Origin of the sequence: Halopenitus persicus (assembly GCF_002355635.1) — an archaeon.
Lineage (GTDB): Archaea > Halobacteriota > Halobacteria > Halobacteriales > Haloferacaceae > Halopenitus > Halopenitus persicus_A.
In genome coordinates, this window is the sequence record NZ_AP017558.1 from 1,848,808 (window position 1) to 1,863,578 (window position 14,771).

Annotated in this window: 15 protein-coding genes; 12 read left to right on the forward strand and 3 right to left on the reverse strand. The window is 67.0% G+C overall.

Going from position 1 to position 14,771, the window contains the following annotated elements; translation table 11 throughout:
* Positions 1–38 precede the first annotated feature (38 nt).
* Positions 39–581 (reverse strand): CDP-2,3-bis-(O-geranylgeranyl)-sn-glycerol synthase, encoded by a 543-nt coding sequence (locus tag CPZ00_RS08945; RefSeq protein ID WP_096390574.1) that lies wholly within the window; start codon positions 579–581, stop codon positions 39–41.
* Positions 582–741: 160 nt separating this feature from the next.
* On the opposite strand from CPZ00_RS08945, the gene CPZ00_RS08950 reads away from it, so the two are divergent.
* Together CPZ00_RS08950 and CPZ00_RS08955 are read left to right on the forward strand one after the other, a co-directional pair.
* Complete coding sequence (locus tag CPZ00_RS08950; RefSeq protein WP_096390575.1) at positions 742–1,581, forward strand: proline dehydrogenase family protein; 840 nt, start codon at positions 742–744, stop codon at positions 1,579–1,581.
* A 91-nt stretch (positions 1,582–1,672) separates the two neighbouring features.
* Complete coding sequence (locus CPZ00_RS08955; RefSeq protein ID WP_096390576.1) at positions 1,673–2,431, forward strand: DUF502 domain-containing protein; 759 nt, start codon at positions 1,673–1,675, stop codon at positions 2,429–2,431.
* Positions 2,432–2,440: 9 nt separating this feature from the next.
* Here the strand turns inward: CPZ00_RS08955 and CPZ00_RS08960 are convergent, their stop codons facing one another.
* Positions 2,441–3,706: a nucleotide-binding protein gene (locus CPZ00_RS08960; protein ID WP_096390577.1), complete on the reverse strand. Its 1,266-nt coding sequence runs from the start codon at positions 3,704–3,706 to the stop codon at positions 2,441–2,443.
* 154 nt (positions 3,707–3,860) lie between these two features.
* On the opposite strand from CPZ00_RS08960, the gene ahaH reads away from it, so the two are divergent.
* The 10 genes from ahaH to CPZ00_RS09010 all read left to right on the forward strand — a co-directional run bounded on the left by ahaH (position 3,861) and on the right by CPZ00_RS09010 (position 13,495).
* The gene (gene ahaH / locus CPZ00_RS08965; RefSeq protein ID WP_096390578.1) at positions 3,861–4,193 is read left to right on the forward strand and encodes an ATP synthase archaeal subunit H; all 333 of its coding nucleotides are present in this window, start codon (positions 3,861–3,863) and stop codon (positions 4,191–4,193) included.
* 4 nt (positions 4,194–4,197) lie between these two features.
* Positions 4,198–6,339: a V-type ATP synthase subunit I gene (locus CPZ00_RS08970; RefSeq protein ID WP_096390579.1), complete on the forward strand. Its 2,142-nt coding sequence runs from the start codon at positions 4,198–4,200 to the stop codon at positions 6,337–6,339.
* Positions 6,340–6,661: 322 nt separating this feature from the next.
* Positions 6,662–6,916: an ATP synthase subunit K gene (locus CPZ00_RS08975; RefSeq protein WP_021073111.1), complete on the forward strand. Its 255-nt coding sequence runs from the start codon at positions 6,662–6,664 to the stop codon at positions 6,914–6,916.
* Positions 6,917–6,937: 21 nt separating this feature from the next.
* Complete coding sequence (locus tag CPZ00_RS08980; protein ID WP_096390580.1) at positions 6,938–7,516, forward strand: V-type ATP synthase subunit E; 579 nt, start codon at positions 6,938–6,940, stop codon at positions 7,514–7,516.
* Positions 7,513–8,559, forward strand: a complete 1,047-nt coding sequence (locus tag CPZ00_RS08985; protein ID WP_096390581.1) for a V-type ATP synthase subunit C — start codon at positions 7,513–7,515, stop codon at positions 8,557–8,559. The genes CPZ00_RS08980 and CPZ00_RS08985 overlap by 4 nt, the downstream gene beginning before the upstream one ends.
* Entirely contained in the window at positions 8,556–8,885 is a 330-nt protein-coding gene (locus CPZ00_RS08990) for a V-type ATP synthase subunit F (RefSeq protein WP_096390582.1), read from the forward strand. The genes CPZ00_RS08985 and CPZ00_RS08990 overlap by 4 nt, the downstream gene beginning before the upstream one ends.
* 1 nt (position 8,886) lies before the next feature.
* Positions 8,887–10,659 carry an ATP synthase subunit A gene (locus CPZ00_RS08995; RefSeq protein WP_096390583.1) on the forward strand — a complete coding sequence of 591 codons (1,773 nt, stop codon included), beginning with the start codon at positions 8,887–8,889 and terminating at the stop codon, positions 10,657–10,659.
* A gap of 2 nt (positions 10,660–10,661) precedes the next feature.
* Entirely contained in the window at positions 10,662–12,083 is a 1,422-nt protein-coding gene (locus tag CPZ00_RS09000; RefSeq protein WP_096390584.1) for a V-type ATP synthase subunit B, read from the forward strand.
* A gap of 202 nt (positions 12,084–12,285) precedes the next feature.
* Positions 12,286–12,963 (forward strand): V-type ATP synthase subunit D, encoded by a 678-nt coding sequence (locus CPZ00_RS09005; RefSeq protein ID WP_096390585.1) that lies wholly within the window; start codon positions 12,286–12,288, stop codon positions 12,961–12,963.
* A gap of 91 nt (positions 12,964–13,054) precedes the next feature.
* On the forward strand, positions 13,055–13,495 hold the full coding sequence (locus CPZ00_RS09010) for a DUF6276 family protein (RefSeq protein ID WP_096390586.1): 441 nt from the start codon (positions 13,055–13,057) through the stop codon (positions 13,493–13,495).
* On the opposite strand, the gene prf1 is transcribed toward CPZ00_RS09010, so the two are convergent.
* Positions 13,492–14,742, reverse strand: a complete 1,251-nt coding sequence (gene prf1, locus CPZ00_RS09015) for a peptide chain release factor aRF-1 (protein ID WP_096390587.1) — start codon at positions 14,740–14,742, stop codon at positions 13,492–13,494. The two genes, CPZ00_RS09010 and prf1, sit on opposite strands and share 4 nt — an antisense overlap.
* Positions 14,743–14,771 lie beyond the last annotated feature (29 nt).

Here is a 14,771-nt window from a genome sequence, read left to right on the forward strand (position 1 = left end):
CGGCGGGCACGCGTCTCGTCTCTCGGGGCGAGTCCCGCTCACCACGGCTCGTTCTTGACGCCGATCGCGAACCCGATCACGTTGGTCACGACGTGGAGGACCGGCGTGACGACGACCACGACCGCGATCGCCGGCAGCGTGAACCACGCGCCGAACCAGCTCGGTGCGAGGAGCCACGCGAACGCCAGCGCGCCGACGACGAAGTCCAACTGGTCGAGTCCGGGGAACGCGGCGCCTCGCTCGCGGCCCGACCGGCGCTTGAGGAACGAGGCCGCGACGTCGCCGACCATCGCCCCGAACGCGAGCCCGACGGCGGCACGAAGCGGGAACGTCGGGAGGTCGACCCCGAGCGTGGTCGAGGCGGGATCGACGACCGCGTTCAGCGCCAGCGCCAGCAGGACGCCCGCCATCGTTCCGGCCGCGGTCCCGCGCCACGTCTTCCCGTCGCCGAGCACGCGCGCGCCGTTCCACGTCCGGCCGCCGTCGATCGGCCGGCCGCCGCCGGCCAGCACCGCGGCGTTGTTGGGAACGTACGCCGGCAGCATCGCCCAGAGGGCGCTCGCGAGCAGTGACCCGACCATACGCGCTCCGAGACGGGGGCCGATGTTAGCTCCTGTGGTGTTGGGCGAACGAACTTCCAGCCACGACAACGCTGCTTCCCGTCCCGGGGCCACGACAACGCTGCTTCCCGTCCCGGAACCACGACAACGCTGATTACCGTCCCGCGGGAAGGATCGCGATATGCTCCCGCCGATCGCGAGCCGGTTCGTCGCCGGCGAAACCGCGGCCGCCGCGTTCGACCACGCTCGATCGATGAACGACGACGGGATCGGGGTCCTGTTGAACCTGCTCGGGGAGCACTACGACGACCCCGAGGACGTCGAAACCGACGTCGCGGCCTACCACACGCTCATCGAGGACGTCGCGTCGACCGATCTCGACGCGTCCGTCTCGATCAAGCCGTCCCAGATCGGTCTCGACGTCTCCGATGACCTGTTCGCGGAGCACTACCGCTCGATCGTCTCCCACGCCAACGCCCACGACGTCTTCGTCTGGTGTGACATGGAGGACGCCGACACGACCGATGCCACCCTCGATACCTTCGTCGACGTCGCGCGGGACCATCCCTGGACCGTGGGTCAGTGTCTCCAGTCGAACCTCAAGCGCACGCGCGAGGACCTCGAACGCGTCGCCGACGTCCCGGGCGCGATCCGGATCGTCAAGGGCGCCTACGACGAGCCCGAATCGATCGCCTACACCGAGAAGTCGCGGGTCAACGAGGCGTATCGCGACGACATCACGTTCCTCTTCGAGCATCGGGATCGCGGCGTCGCCGTCGGCAGCCACGACCCCGAGATGGTGTCGATCGCCCGCCGACTCGGCGAGGAGCACGGGACCGACTACGAGATCCAGATGCTGATGGGTGTTCGCGAGGACGCCCAACGGGACCTCGCCGTTCAGGGCGTCGACGTCCAGCAGTACGCTCCCTACGGCCGGAAGTGGCTCTCGTATTTCTACCGGCGCGTCCGGGAGCGAAAGGGGAACGCGCTGTTCGCGCTCCGAGCGATCCTCGGGCGGTGAGTGCCGGCGATCAGCGGTCGTTTCGCCGACCGTCACCCGACTCGGTTCAGAAGGGCTGATAAGGCCCGCCGACGCATATCGGCGTAACTGAATGTCCACGTGGAAACGCGACTTCGGGAGCGGGCTCATCGTGCTGGTGCCGCTCATCGTCCTCCTGCTCGTCATCGGCTGGATCTACCAGCACATCGCGTCGATACCGCTCATCAGCACGCTGGAGCCCGACTGGCTCCTCGAGCCGATCCTCCCGCTGTACCGCGTGGTCATCGCCCTGGTCGTCTTCACGACCCTCGTGCTCGCGGTCGGCTACTTCATGCGAACGACCCTCGGCCGGATCGTCGAGGCCCGGATCGACGACTCGATCAACCACATTCCCGCCCTTCGAGTGGTTTACAACGCGTCCAAGCTGGCCGTCGAGACCGCGCTCTCGGGAACCGAGGACCTTCAGAACCCCGTCCACCTCGAAACGTGGCAGGGCATCCGGATGACCGCGTTCAAGACGGGCAAGAAGACCCGTGACGGGAAGCTCGTCCTCTTCATGCCGACCGCCCCGAACATCACCTCCGGATACGTCATCGAGGTCGAACCGGAGCGCGTCACCGACACCGGTGAATCGGTCGAGGAGGCGATGACACGGATCCTCTCGGCCGGCTTCGCCGAGTCGACCCACCAGGTGTCCGTCGACGGAGATCACCTCGACGCTCCGACCGAAGACGGGAGCACCGGGTCGCCCGATCGCGGTCCAACCGTCGACGAGCCGGTCGAAGACGGCCACGACGGATCCGCCGATCACCGCGATGTCCAGGACTCCTCCCACCCCGGCGGCCGCGGCGATCCCGACGCGGGCGCCTGATCCCCGGGATCACCGGCCGAACAGCCGGCTGAAGAAGCCCCTGTCGTCGTCCGTCCCGTTCGGACGCTCGCCATCATCCGCGTCCGTGTTCTCGTCGTCACTTCCACCCTCTCCACCGACGTCGTCGCGTCCCTCACCCGACTTCACGTCGCTTTCACCGCTCCGCTCCGATCGGTGGTTCGATCCATCCGCGGTCGACTCGGCATCGGCACCTTCCCGGAACGGAACGCTCTCGACGCCGGGCTCGTTCTGACCGTCGGCCGCTTCGATCCCGTCGATCGGCTCCGGGCCGTCCTCGTCAGCCACCGTCCGTTCGTCCGCGCCGGGCTCCCCGTCCGCGGGTGACCGTTCCGTTCCCCTCGATCCGGCCGACCCTTCGTCTTTCGTCGTCTCGGCCGACCCTTCGTCTTTCGTCGTCTCGGCCGACCCTTCGTCTTTCGTCGTCTCGGCGATCCCGTCGATTTCGTCGCGGTCGATCGTCGTCTCACCCGCGATACGTCCGTTCGAGCCGTCGTCCTCGGCGTCACGGATCACCGGGGCGTCCGTTTCGTCCTCCTCGGGCTCCGGGAGATCGAGACCCGTGAGCCGCTCGGTCAGCGAGCGGTAGCCCCGGGTCGCGGGCGCAGTCGGCGCGAAAACGACGAGCGGCTCGCCCGCCGCGACCGCATCCCCGACCGCGTCGTCCTCGGGGATCCGTTCGTGGATCGGGACGTCGAGGTGGGCGACGATCAGATCGTCGTGGCGGTGCGGGTCGTCGGGGTCGACGCGGGTGATCACCGCGCCGTGGACCGTCCCTCCGAGGCGGTCGGCCAGCTGCCCCGTCTTGGCCGTATCGCGCAGCGCCTCCCGTTCGGGGGTGGACACGAGCAGCGTCCGGTCGGCGATCTCGAGCGGCAGTGCCGAGTCGTGTGATAGCCCCGCCCCCGCGTCGAGGATCACGTAGTCGGCGTCCGCGAACGAATCCACGACGTCGACGAGGCCGGCGGGGTCCGCGTCAGCGTAGGCATCGAGGTCGGTCTTCCCGGGGAGGATGCGGAGCCCTCGCGGGCCCTCCTGAGCCGCTGCCTCGGGATCCACCCGGCCGGCGAGCACGTCGTGAATCGTCTCACCCTCGGCGTCGATCCCCAGCGTGCCGGCGAGGTTCGCCATTCCGAGATCGGCGTCGATCGCGACCACCGACGCTCCCGCGTCCGCCAGCAGCGTCCCGATCGCGGCCGCCGTCGTCGTCTTGCCGACGCCGCCCTTCGCCGAGGCGACCGCATACACCGTTGCCATGTCTCGTTGGACCGACAGCGAGTACTTAAAAGTACGCGAGTGTGGCTTCCGGCCACACGCTCGTGGTCGAGCCGGCGGTCCGCAGGAGGGGACCGTCGATGGCTTTCGCAAACACCTTATACGTCGCTCCTGGACTTTCTGACGATTAGTGAGTATGCCGAGACCAGAGGTGCTCGAACGAGTGACGGAGGCCGAACGCGAGGCGGACGACATCGTCGCCGAGGCGGAATCCGACGCCGAGGAGATCCTCGCCGAGGCCCGCGAGCGGGCGGAGGAGATCCGCTCGACGGCCGAGGAGGAGGCGTCCGCGGAGGCCGACGAGCGGCTCGAAACCGCTCGCGAAGAGATCGAGTCCCGGCGTGAGGAGATCCTCGAGGAGGGGCGCGCCGACCGGAAGGCGCTCGAATCGGACGCACGGGACCGCGTCGACGAGGTGGTCGAGTACGCCATCGACCGGTTCGAGGAGGCGGTGAATGCTCAGGCCTGAGCGGATGAGCAAGGTGTCGGTGACGGGCTCGAAGCGCGTCATCGACGACGTCATCGAGACGACCTACGAGCATCACTCGCTGCACGTCACGGACTACGACGGCTCCCACGATGGGTTCGTGCCGGGCGAGTCGCTCGAGGGCGCCGAGGAGGTCAACGACCGGCTCGTCACCGTCCGATCCCTCGAGAGCATCCTCGAGGTCGACGACGAGGACGCCGGCCCGACCGGCGTGCTCGACGACGAGGAGCTCGAGGCGGAGCTCACCGACGTCCGCGAACGGGTCAACGAGCTCACCGACCGGCGGGACGAGCTTCGCGACCGCGTCCGCGACCTCCAGGAGGAGATCGACCGGATGGAGCCGTTCGCGGCCCTCGGGATCGACCTCGATCTGCTCCGCGGATACGACTCCCTCGAGGTCGTGGTCGGCGAGGCGAAGGCCGACCCCGTCGAGGACGCGCTCGCCGCGGCCGACGGGATCCGCGCCTTCGAGGTCTTCGCCGGCAACGGCGTCGTCGCGGCCTTCGCGTATCCCGCCGAGGGAGCCGACGACGACGTCCTGCAGGACGCGCTGGTCGGCGTGGACATCGCCCTGCTCGAGGTGCCCGAGGCCGAGACGAGCCCGACCGAGTACGTCGACGAGCTCGCGGCCGAACAGCGCGATCTCGAGGCCGACCTCGAGGACGTCGAGGCCGACCTCGAGGACGTCAAAGAGGAGGCAGCCAGTTTCCTCCTGCGCGCCGAGGAACAGCTCACGATCGAGGCCGAACAGAAGCAGGCCCCGCTTTCGTTCGCGACGACCGAGAACGCCTTCATCGCCGAGGGCTGGATCCCGACCGCGACGGTCGACGAGTTCGTCGCCGCCATCGACGACGCGGTCGCCGACCACGCCGACGTCGAGGAGATCGAGCGGGCCGAGTTCACCCCGGACGGCGACCATCACACCGAGGCCGTTCACGACGACCAGGGGCGGGAGGCCGCCACCGACGGCGGTCACGAGACCGGCGAGGAGACGCCGCCGGTCGTCCAGAACAACGGCGACATCGCCGGCCCGTTCGAGCTGCTCGTGAAGAGCTTCGGTCGACCGCAGTACTCCGAGTTCGACCCGACGCTGCTGGTCTTCCTCACCTTCCCGCTCATGTTCGGCTTCATGATCGGGGACCTCGGCTACGGCGTCCTGTACGCCGGCATCGGCGTGTACCTGTACAAGTCCTTCGAGGGAACGCTCCGCGAGATGGGCGCGATCGCCATCTGGGCCGGCCTGTTCACGATGCTGTTCGGCGTCTACTACGGGTTCGACATCTTCGGGTACCACGCCTACCCCCACTTCGGATTCGAACACTGGGCGATCTCCAAGGGTCTGGGCCCGGGCGCGACCGAATGGGCGCTGAGTTGGCTCGTGCTGAGCGTGCTGTTCGGCATCCTGCACCTGAACGTCGGGTTCGTCCTGTCGTTCCTGAAGAACTACCGGATCCACGACCTCGAGCACGCGCTCTATGAGGGCGGCTCCTGGCTGCTGTTGCTCAACGGCGCGTGGCTCTGGATCTTCAGCCAGCACGTCGCCGGGCCGAAGCCGGCGTTCCTCTTCGACTCGATCTCCGTGCTCACCCTGGGCGCGATCGAGTTCTCCGGCTTCCCGGTCGTCGTCGGCTACCTCGGGCTGGCGCTTGCGGGCGTCGGCGCCCTGCTGTTGGCCATCGGCGAACCAGCCGAACTCGTCGAGGTGCTCTCGCCGATCGTCAACGTCGTCTCCTACGCCCGGATCATGGCCGTGCTGCTCGCGAAGGGCGGGATGGCGCTGGCCGTGAACCTGCTGGCGTTCGGCGCGTACATCGGTGAGGGCGGCGAGGGAAGCTTCCACTTCATCTTCACGCCGAGCCACCTCGAGTACGTGCAGAGTCATCCCGACTCCTACGAGCTCGTCTTCGCGGGGCTGACCACCGCGCCCGATATGCCGATCGTCGGGCTCGTCATCGGCGTGCTCGTCGCGATCGTCGGGCACATCGTCGTGCTTCTGCTCGGAATCACGTCCGCGGGCATTCAGGGCGTGCGTCTCGAGTACGTCGAGTTCTTCGGGAAGTTCTACGAGGGCGGCGGCGAAGCGTACTCCCCGTTCGGCTACGAACGGGAGTACACCGCGAACGAGTAGCCGATCGTCGCACGCCATTCGGTCGGCGCTGCGCCGCGTCCGTTCCGACGCTTTCCCGTCCGTTCGCTTCGGGCAGTCGTCGGTCCGTTCGCTTCGGTCCGTCACTGCCCGTTCGCTTCGGTCCGTCACTGCCCGTTCGCTTCGGGGTCGGTCCCGGAACCGGTCCGAACGATGGGTGTGTGTACTCCTCACAAGTGTACTTCTCACAACCGTCGCTTTGAGGGGTTCTCGCGGTCGTTTTCCTCGTTCGTTTTGGGAAGTTTTATGTCTCCAGTAGGGGGAATACGAACTGTTCGGAGACGAGCAACCGCAACTACTACCAATGTTTGAAGCTACCAGCGAACTCGGGAACGTCGTACTGCAGGAAGGTCAAGGCACGCTCACGAACCCGTCGGCTGCCGCCGCGCTCGCGGTCGGTCTCGCGGCGCTCGGCGCGGGCTATGCGGAACGAGGCATCGGATCCGCCGCCGTCGGCGCGATGGCCGAGGATGAGGGGCTGTTCGTCAACGGCCTCATCCTGACGGTGCTGCCCGAAACGCTCGTTATCCTCGCGCTGGTCGTCGTCTTCCTGGTCTAACCAGCCCCCTCTTTCCAACCAATGAGTTTGGACACCGTCGTTGAGGACATACGAGAAGAGGCCCGCGCGCGTGCGGAGGAGATCCGCGAGGAGGCCGACGCGGAGGCCGACGACATCGTCGCCGAGGCCGAGGACGACGCCGACCGGATCCGCGAGCAGAAGCTCGCGGAGGTCGAGCGGCAGATCGAGCGGGAGCGCGAACAGACGCTCTCGTCGGCCAAGCTCGAGGCCAAACAGGAGCGACTCGGCGCCCGCCGCGACGTCCTCGAGGACGTTCGGGAGGACGTCGAGACGGCGATCGGCGACCTCGATGACGACCGTCGCCGCGACCTCACGGAGACGCTTCTCGAGGCGACCCTCTCGGAGTTCGACGACGACGCGGACGTCGTCGTCGCCACCCGTGAGGCTGATCTCGACCTCCTCGAGGATCTCCTCGAGGGTCGCGACGCCGAGGTCGGCGACCCCGTCGACTGTCTCGGCGGCGTCGTCGGCGAGAGCGACACCTCCCGCGTTCGCGTGAACAACACCTTCGACTCCGTCCTGGAGGACGTCTGGGACGACGAGCTCAAGAACCTCTCGGAGCGACTGTTCGACCAATGAGTGCCGTCGGCAGCTCGAACCCGGAGTACGTCGTGGCGAGGGTTCGCGCCCGCCGCGGCATGCTGTACAGCGACGAGGAGTATCGCAAGCTCACCCGGATGGGTCCGTCCGAGATCGCCCGCTTCATGGAGGAGTCGACCTACGAGACCGAGATCAACGCGCTCGGCAGCCGACACGGCGGCGTCGACCTGATCGAGTACGCGCTCAACCGCAACCTCGCCAAGCAGTTCGAGGGGATCCTCGACTGGAGCGAGGGGCGCCTCTACGACCTGATCGCCCGGTACCTCCGGAAGTTCGACGCGAGAAACGTCAAGACCGTCATTCGCGGGGTCTACGTCGAGGCGTCGACCGAGGAGATCGAGGTCGACCTCATCCGTGCCGGCGAGTTCGACGACCGGCGCATCCGGCGCCTCCTCGAGGCGGAGTCGATCGAGGGCGTCATCGAGGTTCTCGAGGACACCATCTACGGTCCGGCCCTCGAGGACGCCTACGCCGACTTCGAGGAGTCAGGCATTCTCGTGCCGCTCGAGAACGCGGTCGACCGGACGTTCTACGACCACCTGCTTTCGGGACTCGGCCGCGACGAGCCGACCCGCCAGTACGAGTCGTTCCTGACGGCCGAGATCGACTTCCGGAACGCACGGAACGCGCTTCGGCTCGCCCGGTCCGGCGCCGACATCGACCCTGCCGAGTACTTCATCGAGGGTGGCGACCTCTTCACCCGTGACACGCTCGCTCGGCTCGCCCGGAACCTCGACGAGCTCGTCGAGTACATCGCCGAGAGCCAATACGCCGACGATCTCGGGCCCGCGCTCCGCGATCTCGAGGAGGCCGACAGCCTGATCGCCTTCGAGCACGCGACCGACGCGGCGCTTTTGGCCTATGGCGACCAGCTCGGCACGATCCACCCCGTGTCGGTGACCCCGGTCATCTCCTACATCCTCGCCAAGGAGCGTGAGGTACAGAACATTCGGGCGATCGCCCGCGGGAAGGAGGCCGGTCTGAACGACGCCGAAATCGAGGAGGAGCTGGTGATACTATGAGCCAGGAGATCGCCGTCATCGGCAGTCCCGAGTTCACGACGGGATTCCGTCTGGCCGGCGTCCGTGCCTTCGAGAACGTGCCGGACGACCGGAAGGACGAGGAGCTCGACGACGCGGTCGAGCGAACGCTCGAGGACGAGGGGGTCGGCATCATCGTGATGCACGAGGAGGACCTCTCGCACCTCTCACGCGGCGTTCGCGAGCGAGTCGAGGGAAGCATCGAGCCCGTTCTGGTCACGCTCGGCGCCTCGGGCGCCGGCGGGGGCGGGCTGCGCGACCAGATCAAGCGAGCCATCGGGATCGACCTGATGGAGGAGGACGACTAATATGAGCAAAGCAGAATCCACGGAGACCACCGACAACGGTGTCATCCAGAGCGTGAGCGGTCCGGTCGTGAGCGCCCGCGACCTCGACGCCCGCATGAACGACGTCGTCTACGTCGGCGACGAAGGACTCATGGGGGAAGTGATCGAGATCGAGGGCAACACCACGACCATTCAGGTGTACGAAGAGACCTCCGGGGTCGGCCCCGGCGAACCCGTTGAAAACACGGGCGAGCCGCTGTCGGTCGACCTGGGTCCGGGAATGCTCGACGCCATCTACGACGGCGTCCAGCGTCCCCTGGACGTACTGGAGGGGAAGATGGACAGTCCCTACCTCGACCGCGGGGTCGACGCCCCCGGCATCGACCTCGAGGACGAGTGGGAGTTCGAGCCGACCGTCGAGGCGGGCGACGAGGTCGCCCGGGGCGACGTCGTCGGCGTCGTCGAGGAGACGGTCACCATCGACCACAAGGTGATGGTGCCGCCGGACGCCCTCGAGGAGGGCGAAACCGCCGAGGTCGTCGCGGTCGAGTCCGGCTCCTTCGACGTGACCGAGACCGTCGCCGAGCTGTCGAACGGCGTCGAGGTCACGATGCGGCAGGAGTGGCCCGTCCGCGAGGCGCGGCCCACGGTCGAGAAGCGCACGCCCCGACAGCCGCTCGTCTCGGGGCAGCGCATTCTCGACGGCCTCTTCCCGATCGCGAAGGGCGGGACGGCCGCGATTCCGGGTCCGTTCGGGTCCGGAAAGACGGTCACCCAGCACCAGCTCGCCAAGTACGCGGACGCGGACATCATCGTCTACGTCGGTTGCGGCGAGCGGGGCAACGAGATGACCGAGGTCATCGAGGACTTCCCCGAGCTGGAGGACCCGGCCAACGGCAACCCGCTGATGGCCCGGACCTCGCTCATCGCCAACACGTCGAACATGCCGGTCGCGGCGCGTGAGTCCTGCATCTACACGGGAATCACGATCGCGGAGTACTACCGCGATATGGGCTACGACGTCGCGCTGATGGCCGACTCCACCTCGCGGTGGGCGGAGGCGATGCGCGAGATCTCCTCCCGGCTCGAGGAGATGCCCGGCGAGGAGGGGTATCCCGCGTACCTCGCCGCGCGGCTCGCGCAGTTCTACGAGCGCGCCGGCTACTTCGAGAACATCAACGGGACGGAGGGGTCCGTCTCCGCGATCGGCGCGGTCAGCCCCCCCGGCGGCGACTTCTCCGAGCCGGTCACACAGAACACGCTGCGCATCGTGAAGACGTTCTGGGCGCTCGATGCGGACCTGGCCGAGCGCCGGCACTTCCCGTCGATCAACTGGAACGAGTCCTACTCGCTGTACAAGGACCAGCTCGACCCCTGGTTCCAGGAGGAGGTCGCCGAGGACTGGCCCGACAAGCGCCAGTGGGCGGTCGACGTCCTCGACGAGGAGACCGAGCTGCAGGAGATCGTCCAGCTCGTCGGCAAGGACGCGCTCCCGGAGGACCAGCAGCTGACCCTCGAGGTCGCGCGCTACCTCCGCGAGGCGTACCTCCAGCAGAACGCCTTCCACCCGGTCGACACCTACTGTCCGCCGGAGAAGACGTACCTCATGTTGACGACGATCGAGACGTTCAACGACGAGGCGTTCGCGGCGCTTGAAGCGGGCGTTCCGGTCGAGGAGATCATCGACACCGACGCCGCTCCGAAGATCAACCGGATCGGCGTCCAGGAGGACTACGAGGAGTACATCGAGGACCTCAAAGCCGAGATCACTGAGGAACTCCGGAGTCTCTACTAACAATGAAAGAGTACCAAACCATCACCGAGATCAGCGGCCCGCTGGTGTACGCCGAGGTCGACGAGGCGATCGGGTACGACGAGATCGTCGAGATCGAGACGGCCCAGGGCGACACCCTGCGCGGCCAGGTGCTCGAATCCTCGGAGGGCCTCGTGGCCATCCAGGTGTTCGAGGGCACGAGCGGCATCGACCAGAACGCGTCGGTTCGGTTCCTCGGCGAGACGATGAAGATGCCCGTCACCGAGGACCTCCTCGGGCGCGTGCTCGACGGGTCGGGCCGGCCGATCGACGGCGGCCCGGAGATCGTCCCCGACGAACGACAGGACATCGTCGGCGCGGCGATCAACCCCTACTCCCGGGAGTACCCCGAGGAGTTCATCGAGACGGGCGTTTCCGCCATCGACGGGATGAACACGCTCGTCCGCGGCCAGAAGCTGCCGATCTTCTCCAGCTCCGGCCAGCCGCACAGCGAGCTGGCGATGCAGATCGCCCGACAGGCCAGCGTGCCCGAGGACGAGAGCGCCGAGGAGGAGGAGAGCTCCGAGTTCGCCGTCATCTTCGGCGCGATGGGGATCACCCAGGAGGAGGCCAACGAGTTCATGCAGGACTTCGAGCGCACCGGCGCGCTCGAGCGGTCGGTCGTCTTCATGAACCTCGCGGACGACCCCGCCGTCGAGCGGACGGTCACCCCGCGGATGGTCCTGACGACCGCCGAGTACCTCGCCTTCGAGAAGGACTACCACGTCCTCGTCATCCTGACGGACATGACCAACTACTGCGAGGCGCTCCGCGAGATCGGCGCGGCTCGTGAGGAGGTTCCGGGCCGGCGTGGCTATCCCGGATACATGTACACCGACCTGGCGCAGCTCTACGAGCGTGCCGGCCGGATCGAGGGCCGTGAGGGGTCGGTCACGCAGATCCCGATCCTCACGATGCCGGGCGACGACGACACGCACCCGATCCCGGACCTGACCGGCTACATCACGGAGGGTCAGATCTACGTCGACCCCGACCTCAACAGCCAGGGACTCGAGCCCCCGGTGAACGTCCTGCCCAGCCTCTCGCGGCTGATGGACGACGGCATCGGCGAGGGGCTCACCCGCGAGGACCACGGCGACGTCTCCGACCAGATGTACGCCGCCTACGCGGAGGGCGAGGACCTCCGCGATCTGGTGAACATCGTCGGTCGCGAGGCGCTCTCCGAGCGCGACAACAAGTACCTCGACTTCGCGGACGCCTTCGAGACGGAGTTCGTCGACCAGGGCTTCGACCAGAACCGCGATCTCGAGGAGACGCTGGAGATCGGCTGGGACCTCCTCTCGATGCTGCCGAAGGAGGAGCTCAACCGCGTCGACGAGGAGTTCATCGAGACGTACTACCGCGAGGACGACTCCGAGCGGCAGGTCGTCGAAGCCGCGGATTGAGGCTGCGGTCGGACGCTGTGTTTTCCCGGGGTCCCGATCTCGATTCAGTCGAGCGCCCAGCGGCGCGAGACGTCCCGTTCGGTCCCCCGACACGCGCTTTCGCGTGTCGGTCGACGCCTCCTCGCGTCGGCGTTCGATCCGTGCCGCTACGGCCCGAACAGACAACTATTAACCTCCTCCGGGAGCTACGATCCGCCAACAGATGGCCAAGGACGTCAAACCCACTCGGAAGAACCTGATGGCGATCGAGGATCGCATCGAGCTCTCCGAGCGGGGTCACGACACCCTCGAACAGAAGCGGGACGGCCTCATCATGGAGTTCATGGACATCCTCGACCAGGCGCAGGACGTCCGCTCCGATCTGAGCGACGACTACGAGACTGCCCAGCGAAAGATCGATATGGCTCGTGCCATGGAGGGCGACGTGGCGGTCCGCGGCGCGGCGGCGGCGCTGAAGGAACACCCCGAGATCACGACCCAGTCGAAGAACATCATGGGCGTCGTGGTGCCCCAGATCGAGTCCTCGAAGGTCCAGAAGTCGCTCGACGAGCGGGGCTACGGCCTGCTGGGCTCCTCCGCCCGGATCGACGAGGCGGCAGACGCCTACGAGGAGCTGCTCGAGACGATCATCCTCGCCGCCGAGGTCGAGACGGCGATGAAGAAGATGCTCGAGGAGATCGAGACGACCAAGCGCCGCGTCAACGCCCTCGAGTTCACCCTGCTCCCGCAGCTCTACGAGAACCAGGAGTACATCGAGCAGAAGCTCGAGGAGCAGGAGCGCGAGGAGATATTCCGCCTGAAGAAGATCAAGGCGAAAAAGGAGGACGAGGAGGCCGACGCCGAGGCCGCGGCGGAAGCCGAGGCCGTTTCCGCGGACTGAGTCGTCGAATTTCGCTCCTGGTCGCGTCCATCCGTTGTCTTCGCGTCCGCGTTCGATCCCTTTTATCCCCGCTCACGGCCACCGATCTCCCATGTCCTGTCCCGATTGTGGAGGTGACCTCGTCGGGCTGCGCGTTCCCGCCGACCTGCGTGATCACGCCGGGTCGGAGACGATCGCGGTCTGTCGCGACTGTCTTCGGGTGCATCCGCTCGCGGTCGATGCTGCCGAAGCCGATGCTGCCGAAGCCGATGCTGCCGAAGCCGATGCTGCCGAAGCCGATGCTGCCGAGGTCGGTACCCCGGCGGACGTGGCCGAGGCCGTTCCCGATGGCGAGGGCGGCGTGGCGTTCCTGCTCGCTTGCGGGAAGCTCGGATCGCTGGCTCTCAACCGGTCTGCGATCGTCGAGCTGTTCGAGGACGCCGAGCACGCGGGCGTCGACGTCTACCTGACGCTCGACCGGCTAGCGGAAACGGTTCCGAACCCCCACTTCGACGTATCGAGACGGCTCGAACAGGTTGACGAGTTTCTCTAGACGCCCGTGGAGTAGCGGAGGAGGCCGGCGATCCCGCCGAAGGCGTCGAGGAGCTGCTCGCCCTTCTCGAAGTCGGTCGAGATGAACTTGGTCTCGGTGCCGCGCTGTTCGGCGATCGCCATCAGGTGCTCGATGACGTCCTCGCGCTCCTCGACCGCCGCCTCCTCGCCGCACTCGGCACACTCGTGGTCCGGCGTCGAGTGGCGGCTGTCGACCACCTCGTATTCCTCGTGGCCGTTGGGACACTCGTAGACGATGACGTCCGACCGGAGGTCCTCCGAGAGCAGCAGGCGGTCGACCGATCCCATGATCAGGTTCCGGCGGGTCTGCTCGAAGCCGTAGGTCGCCTTCTCGCCGGTGTGGAGGTTCTCGAAGAACTCCTCCATCTGGTTTTTGTCGTCGACGATCGCCTGGTCGGCCAGCGCCTCCTGGCCGGCGTCGACGAGGTCATAGAGGCCGGACTCGTCGGTGTAGGAGACGTCGAACTTGCCGAGGACCGTGTCCTGCAGCTCGTGGTGGAGGTAGTCGCCGTCGAGGAACTCGTCCTTCGTCGGGGAGGGGCCGCCGACGAGGATGCCGTCCAGCTCGTGTCGCTTCGGGACGAAGAGGTCGTTCGCCATCTCCGCGACCTCCTGATAGAAGTTGTCGATCGCCTCCAGCCGCAGGCGGGCGAACCGCTGTGCGGACTGGCCACCCTTCCGCTGCTTGCCCGGCACCAGCGAGGAGGCGGACTTGACCGGCTCGACGCGTTTCCCCTTCAGCCAACCGACGTTGGCCTCCCGACGGTCGAGCACGATGAGCCCGAACAGCCCCTTGTCCGCGAGCATGTGCTCGAGCGGCTCGGTGAGGAAATCCGAGTCGCAGTGGTAGCGGAACGACTCGATCGGATTCGGGGGCGACTCGAGCGTCTTCGTGACCATCTCCGTTCGGCCGCCGCCGGAGTCGACGGCCCCGGAGAAGATGACCATCCCGTTCTCGGGCGGGAAGGTGTCGTAATACCGGAGGCGGTCCTTGATGCTGGTCAGGGCGTCCTGGACGTTCGTCCGGGTCTGTTTGGACTTGATGTTGGACGCCTCGCTGTGTTCCTGGGTCACGTGGGCGACGACGTCGGCGATCTGTTTGTCCTCGGGGATGTAGATCGTGACGAGCTGGGTGCCGGAGCCCTCGTAGTCCTGGAGCTCCTCGATGACCTTGCGGAACTCGTATTTCCGCCGGTCCTCGGTCGTCCCCTCCGTCTCGGTACTCATTGGGTAGGTATCGCTGCGCTGGCGGTAAG

Excerpts from the sequence above, each read along its gene's own strand:
- CPZ00_RS09005 (WP_096390585.1), top strand. The coding sequence starts at position 12,286 with ATGGCCAAGGACGTCAAACCCACTCGGAAGAACCTGATGGCGATCGAG.
- CPZ00_RS09000 (WP_096390584.1), top strand. The coding sequence starts at position 10,662 with ATGAAAGAGTACCAAACCATCACCGAGATCAGCGGCCCGCTGGTGTAC.
- CPZ00_RS08945 (WP_096390574.1), bottom strand. The coding sequence starts at position 581 with ATGGTCGGGTCACTGCTCGCGAGCGCCCTCTGGGCGATGCTGCCGGCG.
- CPZ00_RS08980 (WP_096390580.1), top strand. The coding sequence starts at position 6,938 with ATGAGTTTGGACACCGTCGTTGAGGACATACGAGAAGAGGCCCGCGCG.
- ahaH (WP_096390578.1), top strand. The coding sequence starts at position 3,861 with ATGCCGAGACCAGAGGTGCTCGAACGAGTGACGGAGGCCGAACGCGAG.
- CPZ00_RS08960 (WP_096390577.1), bottom strand. The coding sequence starts at position 3,706 with ATGGCAACGGTGTATGCGGTCGCCTCGGCGAAGGGCGGCGTCGGCAAG.
- CPZ00_RS08985 (WP_096390581.1), top strand. The coding sequence starts at position 7,513 with ATGAGTGCCGTCGGCAGCTCGAACCCGGAGTACGTCGTGGCGAGGGTT.
- CPZ00_RS08955 (WP_096390576.1), top strand. The coding sequence starts at position 1,673 with ATGTCCACGTGGAAACGCGACTTCGGGAGCGGGCTCATCGTGCTGGTG.
- prf1 (WP_096390587.1), bottom strand. The coding sequence starts at position 14,742 with ATGAGTACCGAGACGGAGGGGACGACCGAGGACCGGCGGAAATACGAG.
- CPZ00_RS08990 (WP_096390582.1), top strand. The coding sequence starts at position 8,556 with ATGAGCCAGGAGATCGCCGTCATCGGCAGTCCCGAGTTCACGACGGGA.
- CPZ00_RS08950 (WP_096390575.1), top strand. The coding sequence starts at position 742 with ATGCTCCCGCCGATCGCGAGCCGGTTCGTCGCCGGCGAAACCGCGGCC.
- CPZ00_RS08970 (WP_096390579.1), top strand. The coding sequence starts at position 4,198 with ATGAGCAAGGTGTCGGTGACGGGCTCGAAGCGCGTCATCGACGACGTC.
- CPZ00_RS08975 (WP_021073111.1), top strand. The coding sequence starts at position 6,662 with ATGTTTGAAGCTACCAGCGAACTCGGGAACGTCGTACTGCAGGAAGGT.
- CPZ00_RS09010 (WP_096390586.1), top strand. The coding sequence starts at position 13,055 with ATGTCCTGTCCCGATTGTGGAGGTGACCTCGTCGGGCTGCGCGTTCCC.
- CPZ00_RS08995 (WP_096390583.1), top strand. The coding sequence starts at position 8,887 with ATGAGCAAAGCAGAATCCACGGAGACCACCGACAACGGTGTCATCCAG.